This is a genomic window from Microbulbifer regidiadema (SeqCode) (assembly GCF_052467605.1).
The window spans coordinates 1,686,962-1,701,306 of the sequence record NZ_CP174316.1 but is presented as its reverse complement, the minus strand read 5'-3'; the positions used below and the strand labels follow the sequence as shown (position 1 = coordinate 1,701,306).

10 protein-coding genes are annotated in these 14,345 nt (G+C 53.4%); 6 read left to right on the top strand and 4 right to left on the bottom strand.

The window, feature by feature from the left end; all coding sequences use genetic code 11:
- The first annotated feature begins 314 nt into the window (after positions 1 to 314).
- From ACJJIF_RS08095 to ACJJIF_RS08085, 3 genes are read left to right on the top strand one after another with little or no spacing between them, the layout of a single operon-like run.
- Positions 315 to 1,286, top strand: coding sequence for a bile salt hydrolase (locus tag ACJJIF_RS08095; protein ID WP_444931712.1), 972 nt, complete (start codon positions 315 to 317; stop codon positions 1,284 to 1,286).
- A gap of 39 nt (positions 1,287 to 1,325) precedes the next feature.
- Positions 1,326 to 2,198 (top strand): GNAT family N-acetyltransferase, encoded by an 873-nt coding sequence (locus ACJJIF_RS08090; RefSeq protein ID WP_444931711.1) that lies wholly within the window; start codon positions 1,326 to 1,328, stop codon positions 2,196 to 2,198.
- The gene (locus ACJJIF_RS08085; RefSeq protein WP_444931710.1) at positions 2,198 to 3,100 is read left to right on the top strand and encodes a polysaccharide deacetylase family protein; all 903 of its coding nucleotides are present in this window, start codon (positions 2,198 to 2,200) and stop codon (positions 3,098 to 3,100) included. The genes ACJJIF_RS08090 and ACJJIF_RS08085 overlap by 1 nt, the downstream gene beginning before the upstream one ends.
- A gap of 100 nt (positions 3,101 to 3,200) precedes the next feature.
- On the opposite strand, the gene ACJJIF_RS08080 is transcribed toward ACJJIF_RS08085, so the two are convergent.
- Positions 3,201 to 4,673 (bottom strand): aminoacyl-histidine dipeptidase, encoded by a 1,473-nt coding sequence (locus ACJJIF_RS08080; RefSeq protein ID WP_444931709.1) that lies wholly within the window; start codon positions 4,671 to 4,673, stop codon positions 3,201 to 3,203.
- A gap of 124 nt (positions 4,674 to 4,797) precedes the next feature.
- Positions 4,798 to 6,762, bottom strand: a complete 1,965-nt coding sequence (locus tag ACJJIF_RS08075; RefSeq protein ID WP_444931708.1) for a VacB/RNase II family 3'-5' exoribonuclease — start codon at positions 6,760 to 6,762, stop codon at positions 4,798 to 4,800.
- 513 nt (positions 6,763 to 7,275) lie between these two features.
- On the opposite strand from ACJJIF_RS08075, the gene ACJJIF_RS08070 reads away from it, so the two are divergent.
- Positions 7,276 to 8,364 carry a Glu/Leu/Phe/Val dehydrogenase dimerization domain-containing protein gene (locus ACJJIF_RS08070; protein WP_444931707.1) on the top strand — a complete coding sequence of 363 codons (1,089 nt, stop codon included), beginning with the start codon at positions 7,276 to 7,278 and terminating at the stop codon, positions 8,362 to 8,364.
- Between the two features lie 218 nt (positions 8,365 to 8,582).
- Entirely contained in the window at positions 8,583 to 11,399 is a 2,817-nt protein-coding gene (locus tag ACJJIF_RS08065; RefSeq protein ID WP_444931706.1) for a M16 family metallopeptidase, read from the top strand.
- A 41-nt stretch (positions 11,400 to 11,440) separates the two neighbouring features.
- On the opposite strand, the gene ACJJIF_RS08060 is transcribed toward ACJJIF_RS08065, so the two are convergent.
- Complete coding sequence (locus ACJJIF_RS08060; protein WP_444931705.1) at positions 11,441 to 12,052, bottom strand: glutathione S-transferase family protein; 612 nt, start codon at positions 12,050 to 12,052, stop codon at positions 11,441 to 11,443.
- Positions 12,053 to 12,141: 89 nt separating this feature from the next.
- On the opposite strand from ACJJIF_RS08060, the gene ACJJIF_RS08055 reads away from it, so the two are divergent.
- A complete protein-coding gene (locus ACJJIF_RS08055) occupies positions 12,142 to 13,506 on the top strand; it encodes a metal-dependent hydrolase family protein (protein ID WP_444931704.1) in 1,365 nt (454 codons plus the stop codon).
- A 69-nt stretch (positions 13,507 to 13,575) separates the two neighbouring features.
- Here ACJJIF_RS08055 and ACJJIF_RS08050 read toward each other — a convergent pair whose 3' ends face one another.
- Positions 13,576 to 14,286 carry an SIMPL domain-containing protein gene (locus ACJJIF_RS08050; protein WP_444931703.1) on the bottom strand — a complete coding sequence of 237 codons (711 nt, stop codon included), beginning with the start codon at positions 14,284 to 14,286 and terminating at the stop codon, positions 13,576 to 13,578.
- Positions 14,287 to 14,345: the final 59 nt, after the last annotated feature.

Genomic DNA, 14,345 nt, shown 5'->3' with positions numbered 1-14,345 from the left:
ATCAAATTATTCAGCTTAACGAGCCTATAAATAATTCTTTAATGTTATAAGTGAAAGATTTCCCGGTTTTATCGGGTTGAAAGTCTACAGAAACTATCTTTTGTTTAAAGTGCTGGAGTTGAAAGTGGTGCCAATACTTAGCTTTGCTCATCGATTCCTTGTTGGGCGGGTGAAATGGCATTGAAGGTTAACTGATTGATTGGGGCGGAGTTGAGTAAAATGAAAATGATTTCATTTTTAGCTGTAAGGGTGCGAGTCGCTGTGGGTTTTCTCGTTGTGATATTGTGCCTGTTTGAGTCAGTGGCTGCGGCAGCTTGTACACGTATATTGTAGGGGGTAATGATACCTATATTACCGCGCGCAGTATGGACTGGAGTGATACTGATGCGATAATGCGCTTTTGGGTTTTCCCTAAAGGTATGCAGCGCAGTGGTGGTGTGGGGACAGCGTCTATTAGCTGGACCTCAGAATATGGTTCAATCGTTATCAGCATTTACGATGCGGCTACTTCGGATGGATTCAATGAAAAAGGGCTGGCAGGTAACCTCTTGTATTTAGCGGAGGCGAACTACGGGAATGTCGCTGTACGGGGCAAGCCAGCGATCTCTGTCGGAGCTTGGTTGCAGTATATTTTGGATAACTATGCAACAGTAAAAGAAGCGGTAGAAGAAATGCAAAAAGAGCCTTTTACTGTGGTCGGCGCGAACTTACCCAATGGCAAGCCGGCTAGTGCGCATATTGCCATTTCTGATCCCAGCGGGGACTCCGCTATTTTTGAGCATATTGATGGTCAGCTAAAAATCCATCACGGCAAACAGTTCACCATAATGACTAACTCACCACCCTATGATCAGCAGCGGGCTATCAATGCCTATTGGGAGTTGATCGGGGGGCAGAACTTCTTGCCGGGGACGATTAGCGCAGCAGATCGCTTTGTAAGGGCGAGCTATGCTTTAGCCGTATCGCGAGAATACCAGGAACCTCGCGCTGCACTGGCATCGGCATTCTCCCAAATTCGCGCTGTCAGTGTACCCCTGGGAATGGATGACCCAGATGAACCCAATATCGCTTCAACCCTTTGGCACTCGGTTATCGATCAGGAAAATAAGCGCTATTATTTTGATTCTGTGATCAACCCATCGGTAATATGGTTGGATATGGCGAGTGTTTCTATCGCGCCGGGGGATAAAATAATGTCTATGCAGCTGAATGCCCCGATGAGCAGCGGTGGAGATGTGCTGTCTAAATTGAGGCCGTCAAAACCCTTTAAATTCCTCACCCCTTAAGTGGTTGAGGAAATACGATATCAATGGGATTTCAACTTTATGCATGAAGCATTGACCACTCGGGCGATGACCCGTAAAGAATTGGATTTGCTGGTTGACTGGGCTGCGCTTGAAGGCTGGAATCCGGGTTTGCATGATGCAGAAATTTTTTGGAAAACGGACCCGCAAGCCTATATCGCAGCGGAGATACAGGGGGAATTAATCGGTGGTGGAGCCATCACCGCTTATGGTAATAGTTTTGGTTTTATGGGCTTTTTTATTATCCGGCCTGAATTTCGCGGCCACGGGCTGGGTAATCAGCTTTGGCATTTTCGCCGAGACCGGTTAAAAGCCCGCTTGAGGCCGGATGCGAGTATTGCTATGGACGGGGTATTTGCGATGCAGGACTACTATGCTCGCGGTGGTTTTAACTTTTCCCATCGCGATCTCCGCTATCGTGTTGAACCGTCGGCCCTTGGGGGTGAAAACAGTAGATGCCCCGCTGAAGTTGTCCCGCTCAGTGAGGTCCCCTTCGATCAGTTAATGGCCTATGACCGGACCTGCTTTCCCGCAGATCGGCAAGTATTTCTCAAAGCGTGGATTTCACAGCCTGAGGCATTGAGTTTGGGGTATGTTCAGTCTGGCAATCTCTGTGGTTATGGTGTGATTAGGCGTTGCCGCGATGGGTTTAAAGTCGGCCCACTGTTTGCAGATAGTTACAAAGTGGCAGATTTACTGCTGAAGCGACTGGCCATCTTTGCAGATGATGGGCCTATTTTTTTGGATGTGCCAGAAAATAACACTGCGGCTATGTCTCTGGCGAAGCACTATGGAATGGAGGAGGTTTTTGGCTGTGCGAAAATGTACCTGGGGCCAGTGCCAGATATGGCTCAAGAGCGCATTTTTGGTGTGACTACTTTTGAGCTGGGTTAATGTACGAGAGAGACTTGGAGGGTTACGCCGGCCGCCCACCCCACCCCCACTGGCCTGGCGAGGCCCGTATAGCCGTTCAATTTGTCTTGAACTTGGAGGAGGGCTCCGAGTCCAGCCCGCTGAACGGTGATCGGGAATCTGAATCCTACCTGCATGAACTCCCGGGTAGGCCCGCACGAGTTGGGCGGCGGGATTTCAGTGTGGAGAGTATGTATGAATACGGTTCGCGCGCGGGGGTTTGGCGGCTTCTCGATATCTTTGAGAGTTTTAATGTGCCCTTAACCATTTTTGCTACGGGGCAGGCGCTGGAACTTAACCCCCTTTTGGCCCAGGCGTTGGTGACTGGGGGCCATGAGATAGCGGGGCACGGGTACCGCTGGATTGACTATAAAAATAGCCCTAAAGGCCGTGAAAAACACGATATTCAACTCACCGTTAAGGTGATTGAACAGTTAACCACCAGGCCGCCATTTGGCTGGTATACGGGGCGGGTGAGTGCCCACACCCGATCGCTGGTGCGGGAAATTGAGGGGCTGCTGTATACATCGGACTCCTATAGTGACGACTTGCCCTTTTGGGGGCAGCAAGCTGACCCACTGTTGGTGGTTCCCTACACCCTGGTCAACAACGATATACAGTACTTGCTGCCCAGTGGCTGTACGACAGCCGACGATTTCTTCTCACTGCTTAAAAGCGCTTTCGACCAACTTTGGCGGGAGGGGAGTGTGTGCCCCAAGTTAATGAGTGTCGGTCTACACGGGCGGGTCAGTGGCCATCCTGCCCGGGCTACAGGGGTTTACCGGTTTCTGAAATATATCCAGAGTTTTGAGTCAGTCTGGGTGTGCCGCCGCAAAGATGTTGCGCAGCACTGGATTTCAAACTTCTCCAGCTTTAGACGCTAAAAAGAGGAGGGCGCGGTGTGTGCCGTGCTGAGCCCCTGTACGGGACTGGGTGGGGCGGTAAGGGCTGGGCCCTGGGATAAGCCAGGACCCATTTGAGTGTTTAGTCGCGGGTGGGGATGGCCTGGACCACTTTGATAAAGTAATCCCAGAAATTGGCCACGCTCTGGATGTGTACCTTCTCTTCAGGGGAGTGGGCGCGGCGAATAGTGGGGCCGAAGGAAACCATATCCCAGTTGGGGTAGGGCTTGGCCAGTAGGCCGCACTCCAGGCCGGCGTGGATAACCTTCACTTCGGCATCCTCGCCGGTCATATCCTTATAGACATCTTTCATCATCGCCAGCAGCGGAGATTCGGGGTTCGGGGTCCAACCCGGATAGTCGTTGTCCAGTGTTGTCTCCGCACCGGCCAGCTGGAAAGTGGCGGCGACATTGAGACCGTGTTGGTCGCGGGCACTGTCGGAGAGGCTGCGGACAAGACATTGGATTTTTACTCGATGCTCACCGTTTTCCTCCGTAGTTACAACGCGGGCCAAATTGTTGGATGACTCCGCTATGCCTTCGAGAGCAGTGCTCATTCGTTCAACGCCATTGGGGCAGCAACGGATTGCGCGAATAAGGGTCAATTGGCTATCGGCGTCCAGGGTGTTGGCTGGAGTTTCGGTAGCTTCCAGGGCGATATCCAGTGCCGCTTCGTTGTCCAGTTCACGGGCAATTTGCGCGCTTTCGCTTTTTACAATTTCCTGTACTTTATCGACCGCTACTGAAGGTACGACCAGGGTTGTGAAGGATTCGCGGGGAATCGCATTGCGCAGGCTACCGCCATCCAGGCTGGCAATACGCAGCTCGGGGACCTGGGTTAGAATGGCGTGGATAATGCGGTTTGCGATCTTGTTGGCATTGCCTCGGCCCTTGTCGATATCCAGGCCTGAATGCCCGCCACGGAGACCGCGCACAGACAGTTTTACTGCCTCGGCACCGGGCAGGATCGCTTCTGGCGTATAGGGCAGGCTGACATTGACGTCGACACCGCCGGCACAGCCGATATACAGCTCGCCTTCATCTTCAGTATCCAGATTGAGGAGCAGGTCAGCTTCAAAATAGCCAGGCTTGAGATTCTTGGCGCCGGTCATGCCTGCTTCTTCGTCAATTGTCAGCAGGGCCTCCAAGGCGGGGTGGGGAATATCGGTAGATTCCATCAGCGCCAGAATAGCGGCAACCCCAATACCGTTGTCTGCACCGAGGGTGGTACCTTCAGCGGTTACCCAGTCGCCATCGACATAGGGTTTGATGGAGTCGGTGAGAAAGTCGTGCTCAGTATCTGCATTTTTTTGCGGCACCATATCGACATGGCTCTGCAACGCGAGGGTCTTGCGGTCTTCCATACCCGGGGTGGCGGGCTTTTTAATAATAACGTTGCCGATCTCGTCCAGTTGAACGCCGAGGTCGCGCTCTTTGGCGAAGTTGACAATATATTCCACTACGCGGTCTTCATGTTTGGAGGGACGTGGAATTTCACAGAGTTTGGCGAAGTGTGCCCACAGTGGCGTGGGGTTTAATGTAGCAATATTGCTCATCAGTGGCCTCGATATATTCTATTGATGCCGGAGCTGTGGGTTAGCTGGCCGATCACAGGCGCTGGGCTTGGGGCCCCGGCGGGAAAGCCCGGCGAGAGCCGGGCTTGGATAAACAGACTGGACTTTATTGTTGAGCCGTATCGGCTTTAGCTTGTGCAGCGCTCAGCTCGAAAGCGATGCGTCGCTTGTCGACATCGACAGATGCCACCTTAACGAAAACTTCCTGCTCCAAGCGGAAGCTCTGTTCGTTGTGGCTGAGAATCAACTGCTTGCCATCGAAGGCCGGCAAATTCTTCTTGTCCCCATTCATGCGCACAAAGCCGTCAATGCCAAAATCGTCGAGTCGCACGCCAATGCCGGCACCGTTCACCAAGGTAATTTTCCCTGAAAATACCTGCCCGACTTTGCTTTCGATAAACTGGGCGTAGAGCCATTGTTCCAGGGCGCGATTTGCCTGGCGTCCGCGAATCAGGCTCTCTTGCAGGGCCTCAATCTTGTCATCGGCCAGTGAGGGCGCTTTTGTATCCTGCGCGGCAGCGCGCAGTGCGCGGTGGTTGTGCAGGTCGTTGTACTTGCGAATTGGAGAGGTGACGGTGGCGTAGGCCTCTAGGCCCAGTCCCAGGTGAGGTCCCGCCTTGTTGTCGAGCTGTCCCGGGCGCAGCATACGCTTGAGCACGGCGAGCAGGTTCTTCATCTGGGGCTCTTCATGATTTTCCAGCTGCTTAACCAGTGCCAGGTAGTGTTCCAACTGGCTTAGATCGGCCTCTGCCTGTTCGGGCAGCAGTTCTTTCAGCAGGCTGCGAACCTCGCCCATACGCTCTTCACGGAAGCCCAGGTGAACCGAGAAGCAGCCCTGCTCAATCTCGGCGAGTTTGCCGCCCATGCTGATATTGGTGGCGAGCATTGCCTCCTCGACCATGCGCTGGGCGATATTGCGCTCCTGCTTTTCGATATGCTCGATCTTGCGCTGGTCGTTCAGGCGAATTTCGTAGTCCGGGCGATCTTCCATGGCCAGTGAGTGGCTGGCGCGGTAGGCGGCGCGGGCTTCGTAGACTGCGGCCAAATTGCGCAGGCTGTCCTGTTGCTCTTGGGGTACAGCGGAGTCGTCGCCTTCAATAAAGCGGCTAACCTGCTCATAACTCAGTTTGTGCTGAGAGCGAATAGCGGCAAATTCATAGCGGCTATTGCCGATGCTGCCATCGCTGTCGATATCGATATGGATCACCAGGGCGGGGCGCAATTCGCCGGGGACCAGGGAGAACAGGTTCTCACAAAGGTTGCGCGGCAGCATCGGCAGGGTTTCGCCGGGCAGATACTGGCTGTGGGCGCGATTAAACGCTTCTTTATCCAGCGGGCTGTTCTCATCGATCACCGAGGACGGGTCGGCGATAGCGATATGTAGGGTCCAGCCGCCATCCCGCTTGCTGACGGTCAGGGCGTCGTCCATATCGCGGGTGCTCTCCGCGTCAATGGTCGCGAAGCCCAGTTCGGAAAGGTCGCTGCGCTCAGCGGTAATTGCGCTCAGTTTTTCGGCAATCGTATCCGCTTGCTTTTGCGCGCCAGCAGCAAATTGTTCCGGCAGTTTAAATTGAGCGACCACATAGGCGTGCTCAATGCCGGGCATATCGGGTTTGCCGATCACGGTTTCCACTTTGGCCTGCGCCCTGCCGTCCTTGAACGGGTGGCGGTTTACTTTACAGGCGATGAATTCTCCCGGCTGGGCTTTGCCCCGAGCCTTGGGCGGAAGAAAGATCCAGCGGGACAAGCCATTTTGCGTGGGTTGGATAAAGTGGCCCTGGCCGCGCTGTACGTATTGGCCAACGAGATAGTCGAGCTGGCTGTCGATCAGTGCGTCGAGCTCCGCCGCGAGTTTCCCCTTGTTCTCTTCAGAGAGACTGACTCGGACCCGGTCACCGGGAAATACACGCTCCATTTCATTGGGAGGTAGGAAGGCTTCCCTTCCGTCATCCAACTCAACAAAGCCAAACTTGCCGTTACTGCCGCGAACCCGGCCCTCGGCAAACTCCTTACTGGAGCGGATATCTGTTTTCAGTTGCGAAAGTTGTTTCAGAGCGTCGGCATTCAGCATCGAGTTTATCTCTATGGGTCGATTTGGGCGCGGATTCTACCAGACCATGCGCAGAGGGTGTAACGAGGTGGGCGCAGAAGTGCTCTCAGCTGCCAGTGTTATGAGTTTTTCAAATTCTTTTGGAAAAAAGGGAGCGCTAGGGTGGATGTTAAAAGCGGTTCCCGGTGGGGGCTTTATAGAGAAATGATTTTCTCTCCAGGGGTGGTTATAGGGAATTTATAGGCATGCCGTCAGTGCTGGGGGATGGGGGAGCCCCCCTCTCAGTCGGAGGGGGATCGGGGTGTGGAGCCGGCCGCCCAGTTTAATGACTGGGCGGCCCAGGTTGTTCTGGTGTGAAAGGGTGTCCTAAAAATTTTGCTATCAGATGATATTTTCGCTATTACAGCGCTCATGTGTGCAAAATATGCAAACTTTGTCTGTGGGAGCTGGATATAATCTTACCCCACATAAAAACAGATAAGGGCTGTGGTTGTTCCCCAGCTGTAGAACCGGCCTTCCGGAGAGGAACAGTTAATGAGTATTTTTTCCCATTCCGCCTACGATAAACACGAGCAAGTGGCGTTTTACCAAGATGCAAAGAGTGGCTTGAAGGCTATCATCGCGGTACACAATACGAATTTGGGTCCCTCCCTCGGTGGCTGCCGTATGTGGCCCTACGCCGATGATGGCGAGGCCCTGAATGATGTCCTTCGTCTTTCCCGCGGTATGACTTACAAGTCTGCAATGGCCGGCCTCAAACTGGGCGGCGGAAAATCCGTAATTATTGGCGATCCGCGTAAAGAAAAAACCCCCGAGTTGCTGCGCGCCATGGGTGACTTTATTAATACCCTCGGCGGCCGTTACATTACGGCTGAAGATTCTGGTACCAGTGTTTCAGATATGAGTGTAATCGGTGAGACAACCGAATTTGTCTCCGGCCTGTTTGCGGGCTCCGAATACGGCGGTGACCCCTCTCCCTCAACGGCTTACGGTGTGTTTGTGGGCCTCAAAGCTGCGGCAGAGCACCGCTGGGGCAGAACAGACCTGAGCGGCCTGAAAGTCTCTATTCAAGGCGTTGGCAATGTGGGCTTCCGCCTCGCCAAGCTGCTGAAAGATGCCGGTGCGGAACTGTTCGTGACCGATATTTTCCAAGACAATATCGATCGCGCGGTTACTGAGCTGGGTGCGATAGCCGTAACCGCCGACGAAATTTTCGACCTGGACGTAGACCTGTTCGCTCCCTGTGCGATGGGCGCCATTCTCAATGACGACACCATCAGCCGCTTGAAGGTACAGGCCATTGCCGGTGCCGCTAACAACCAGTTGGCAGAAGAGCGCCACGCCGAGGTGCTCCGTGAAAAAGGCATTCTGTACGCACCGGACTATGTCATTAATGCCGGCGGTATTATCGATGTGTACTATCAGCAGAAAGGTGATTACGACGCCGCTGAAGTGCGCGCTCATATCGAAGAGATCGGCAACACGATGAAAGAAGTGTTCCAGCGCGCCGATGAAACCGGTCAGACTACCGCCCACGTGGCGGATCGAGTTGCCGAGGAGCGCTTTGGTCACCACTCAGTGGCAGGAGAGGCCGAAGGTAAGTCCGGTACTGTGGCTGCGTAAGATTTTTTAGTATGGGAGTAGGGTTGATAGGCTGATTCCTTGGGCGATTAGCACTTCGCTTCTCTCTGTGATGTATTGACTTGGGCACTTCGGTGCCCATTTTTTTTGCCTGGAATTTTTGTAAATTTGTCGATGGGGAAAGGTTTAGCTGACACTGAGAGTAAAGCTGGCCTAAACTTGCCATCCTCAAGCCGCAGTTTTTAAAAGGGAGTGACAATATGCACCTGCGTCCGCTACTGATCAGCGTTGCCATTGCGATTAGCGGTCTTTCCGCTTGTGGGCAGTCCAGCGATGATACGCCCCACGCGCTTTCGGTGGATAGGGAAGCCGCAGCTAGCAGTAAGGCAGCGGCGTCAGATAAGGGCGCCTATGTCCCGCCGCCAAAGCTGGATATTCCGTTCCACAAAGAAGTGCTGCCCAATGGTTTGACGGTAATTGTGCACGAGGACCACAAGGCCCCGGTCGTTTCCACCAATATTTGGTACAAAGTGGGCTCTAAAGATGAGCCGCAGGGTAAGACCGGTTTTGCTCATTTATTTGAGCATTTGATGTTTAACGGAAGTGAAAACTTCCCCGGTGAGTATTTCGAACCGTTCCAGCGCTCTGGTGCCACCGATATGAATGGCACAACCAACAATGACCGCACGAATTATTTCGCCACCGTACCCAAGGGCGCCCTGGATATGGCTCTGTGGATGGAGTCCGATCGAATGGGGCACTTCAAGGGGGCGATCACCCAGGAGGTTCTGGATGAGCAGCGTGGTGTGGTGAAGAATGAAAAGCGCCAGGGGGAGAATGCCCCCTATGGCAAAGCGTTCGATATTATTGCCAAAAGCACCTTCCCCAAGGGGCACCCCTATTCGTGGACACCGATTGGCTCGATGGAAGACTTGGATAACGCCAGCCTTGAGGATGTAAAAAAGTGGTTTGAGGACCACTATCAGCCCGCCAATGCGGTATTGGTTATTGCCGGGGATGTCACGGTCAAAGAAGCTATGGCCAAGGCGCGCAAGTATTTTGCCGATATTCCGAGTACCGGTGTGCAGCCGCGAATTAAAAACTGGGAGCTGCCTACCCAAGTGAAAAAGCGGGAGGTCGTTTACGATCAGGTACCACAAACTCGTATTTATAAGGTTTGGAACGTACCTGCGGTCGGGAGTGAAGTGGAAGATGCGCTGGAATTGATGACGTCCCTTCTCGCCAACAGAAAAAATTCCCTTCTCTATCGCCGCTTGGTACGCGATGAGCAGGTGGCAACCAGTGTTAGCGCTTTTTACTACGGTCGCCAACTGGCCGGGCAGTTGATAATAATTGTCGATGTGAAGCCGGGACAGTCTGAACAGAAGGTCGAAGATTTACTCAACCAAGAACTCAAGCAATTCGCCAAAAATGGTGTGAGTGCGGAGGAATTGCGCCGCGTAAAGCAGAGTGAATTTGCCGGACTGGTAAAAGGACTGGAAAAAACCGGTGGCTTTGGCGGTAAGAGCGATATTCTTGCCCGCTCTGAATTTTACTTCGGCGATCCGGGAGCCCTGGTTAAAGGTGTCGAGGATTACGCCAAGGTATCTGCTCTCGAGGTTCAAGAAGTGGCCCGACAGTGGCTAAAAGAGGACTCTTACACCTTAATTATTGCGCCGCAGCAGAAGTATACCGCAGCGGCGGAGGGGGCCGACCGCAGTAAGCTGCCAGAGGTAGATAAAAACGTAGAGTTGGAGTTGCCAAAACAAATAGCATTCACCCTGAAAAATGGTTTAAAGGTGGTTCTGGCGGAGCGCCACGATACGCCGGTGGTGCTGATGAATCTGCAATTTCGCAGTGGTGCCTCCGCAGATAAAAATAAACCGGGGCTGGCTTCAGTTGCGGCGCAAATGCTCAATGAGGGTGCCGGCGACCTGGATAGCCTGGAGTTTAGTTCCCGCTCAGAAGAGCTCGGTGTAAATATTGGCAGCAGCAGTGGGCTCGATTACAACAATATCAGTATGAGTGCGCTCAAAACCCAGCTGGAACCGTCGCTGGAACTATTTGAAAAGGTGGTCACTGAGCCTCGATTCCCCGAGTCTGACCTGGAGCGGGTTAAGTCCAATCGATTGGATGCAATAGCGCAGGAAAAGGCCCAGCCCCAGGGGCTGGCTATGCGTGAACTGCCACCGCTATTGTTTGGAAAAAATCACCCTTACGGCTCCCCCCTGACCGGCTCGGGTACACCGCAGGGGATTAAGTCTATAACCCGTGAAGACCTGCTGAAATTCCAGAAAACCTGGGTGCGCCCGGATAATTCAACTCTGGTTATCGTGGGGGATGTGACCGAGAAAGAGATTGAGCCGCTTTTGAATAAAACTCTCGGCAAGTGGACGGCTCCTAAAACGGAGCTTGCCAAAATCGAAGTTGCCAAGGTGCCGCGCCCGGAAAAAGCCCGTGTCTATTTACTCGATCGTCCCGGCGCACAGCAGAGCTATATTATGGCGGGTCTGTTGATGCCGCCGTGGCAGCCGCAGGGCGCCGAGGCTTTTGATGCGATGGCTAATACTATTGCCGGAAAATTTACTTCCCGGGTCAATATGAACCTTCGTGAAGATAAACACTGGTCTTATGGTGCCCGCGCGGTTTCCCTGGATACTGAGGGGCAGCGCCCCTATATCCTGTTTGCCCCGGTGCAAACCGATAAAACGGCCCCGGCAATCAAAGAGCTGCTCAAGGAGTATAAAGATTACTTGGGTGGCCGTCCTATCACTGAGAAAGAGCTTGAGGATTACCAGAACGATGAAATGCTCAAGCAGAGTGCGCGCTTCCAGACCAAGGGGCAGTTGCTGTCCAGTATTAATTGGCAGCTGGAAAAGGGGTTACCGGAGGACTATATCGCTGAATATCCCCAGCGGATTTCAGCCCTAAACAAGGAGCAAGTGGAGGCAGCCGCTCGGGAATACCTTGCGCCAGGGCAATTTACCTGGGTAATTGTCGGGGACCTGAGCAAGATCCAAGATGAGGTTGAAGCGTTGGATATTGGTCCCGTAGAGGTGCTGCCCGCCAAAGACTGATTTGCAATGTACCCCGCCCTATTGGGGCGGGGCCGCAACAATCACGCGTTAAAACTGCGGCGCTCTTTAAGCTGCTCGCGCCAGCGGATTAAGTGCGAGTGTTTTGCGGGGTCCGGGCGGAGGTTTTGCACTTTGCCGAAATCCAGAGCGCATACCATGCTGATATCTGCTACTGAAAAATAGTCACCGACCAAGAATTCGTGATCAGAGAGGTGGCTGTCGAGTGTGTCCATAAACGTAACAGCCCGCTTACCCGCATCCTCGCCAAAGTCGGGATAGATATTCATACGGTCTTTAAAGAAACCGGCAACGTGCTGGAAGCACATCGTCACAGGCAGCATAAGGTTGAAGTCGGCGCGGCGATTCCACATCTCTACCTGGGCTTTTTCTTTCGGGTCGCGGCCAAAGAGGGGCGGTTCTGGGTGCAGTTCCTCAACGTAGCGCTGAATAGCTACAGATTCCGCGATATAAGTGCCGTCATCCAGTTCCATCACTGGCACTTTTTTGTTGATATCTTTACTGCGAAACTCTGAGCTAAGATTCTCCCCTTTAGCAATATCGACAGCGATATATTCTGCGTCTAAGCCCTTTTCTGCCATATACATACGAACACGCCGGCAGTTTGGCGCTACTGCAAATTCATAGATTTTCATAGAGTCTTCCTCTCGCCTGAGTAATTGCGTAGATTGTGCGATCTTGGTAAGGACGTTAAGAATCTAAAAGAGATCTACTGGGGACGACAATGACAACAAAGACCAACCGAAGCTACTTTGTCAACCGCGCAGCCGCCGTGGCTTTGTCGCTATTTGCCGGGCTTTTTAGCTGCCAGGCGGGGGCTGAGAGCGTTGCTATCTACGCCGGTAAATTATTTGATAGCAGTAATGGAAAATTATTGGAAAATCGCACCATCCATATCGTCGACGGGCGGGTCGACTCTGTGCAGAAAGGGTTTGCCCGACACGATCGGGAGCGCTTGATCGATTTGCGTGAATATACGGTTTTACCGGGTTTGATGGATATGCACAGCCACCTAACTTACGAGTTTGGGCCCCGTGCCTATATGGAATCTTTCAGCTGGAGCCCCGCCGACTTTACCCTGCGCGGCGTGGATGCCGCTCGCCGTACGCTACAGGCTGGATTTACCACCATTCGAAATCTCGGTGATCACGATAATGTAACCGTGAGTTTGCGCAATGCAATCAACAACGGTTTGGTGGAGGGCCCGCGTATCTATACGGCGGGCAAGACAATTGCAACCACCGGCGGGCACGCTGATCCCACCAATGGGCTCAGGCAGGATTTGATGGGGAATCCGGGGCCGGTCGATGGTGTTATCGATGGGCCGATCAGCGCGCGAAAAGCGATCCGCCAGCGCTATAAAGACGGCGCAGACCTGATCAAGATCACTGCGACCGGCGGGGTTTTGAGTGTGGCAAAGAGCGGTCAAAACCCACAGTTTATGCCGGATGAATTGGAGGCAATTGTTGAAGCTGCTAGGGACTATGGCTTTACCGTAGCCGTACACGCTCACGGCAAAGAGGGAATGATCCGCGCGATTCGAGCGGGAGTAGACTCCATTGAGCACGGTACCTATATGGATAATGAGGTGATGGATCTGATGCGCCGCAGCAACACCTGGTTTGTGCCAACCCTGATGGCTGGCGAGTGGGTGACAGAAAAATCGGCGATCGAAGGTTTTTTGCCCGACTTGGTGCGTCCCAAAGCCGCGACTATGGGTCCGCTGATGCAGGATACATTTAGTCGTGCCCACAAGCGCGGAGTAAAAATTGCCTTTGGAACCGACACCGGTGTTACCCGTCACGGGGATAATGCCCGTGAGTTTTTATTGATGGTTCAGGGGGGAATGAGCCCGGCAGATGCACTGCGTTCAGCCACTTGGAATGCCGCCGAACTGCTGCAAGTGCAAGATGAACTCGGCAGTATTGGTGAGGGCAAGATAGCCGATATTATCGCCGTGGCCGGTAATCCTCTGGAGGATATTGCGGCAATGCAGCGGGTTTTGTTTGTGATGAAAGCGGGTGTTATCTACAAAGAGCCCAGCGAGCTGCCGGACGATGCATTTCTTGCGCAGGGGGTTAGCGGCTAGCCGCTGGAAAAGAGCGGCAGTGAAACAGCGGGGTGTTGAGGCGGTTTCACTGCGGTAAAACTTTTGGGCTTAATCCTCTAATTCGTACACGAGATCCAGGTTTACGCTGAGGGTGGTTTCCCCCGGTGCAATGGGGGTGGGAGCGCTATCTTGTAGCGCCGCCCGCTCGGCGCGGTACATGGGGCGGGGCATACCGCCGTTGCCGTTTTCTGCAATGCTGACAATGCGGCGCACCTTGGTGCCCAGTGCCTTGGCGTATATGTCAGCGCGCTCCTGGGCGTCCTCAAGGGCTTTTTCCCGGGCTTTGGCCTGAACCGGGCCGGGTTCGCCAATTTCAAAGCTCGGCCCGTTGATTTGATTGGCACCAGCAGCTGTGAGGTTGTCTAAGACTTTGCCGAGTTCATCCAGCTTGCGAACCTTCACGCGGACAGTATTGCGCGCAGTGTAACCGGTAATACGCGGGGTCTTGTTTTTCTGGTATTGGTAGCGGGGAGACAGGTTGACACCGGTGGTTTGGCTGTCCTTGTCATCGATGCCCGACTTTTTGATCGCGGCCATTAGGGATTCCATCTGCCTGGCGTTATCGCGCATCGCCTGCTTGCTGTCTTCCGATTCAGTCACCACCCCCACAGAAATTGTGGCGATATCGGGCATCTGACTGGCCTCCCCCCGCGCAGTGATGGAGACCAGGGTTCCCTGTTTCTCCGCTGTGTACTCATTACCGCAGGCTGCAACGAGTAGTGCCAGGAGAGACGTTACCGAAATTTTTATTGCTTTCATCATTTTTCCTTGTCCATTGGGTGCCACTATACTCGGTTGCTGAATCGCAGCTGAGTATT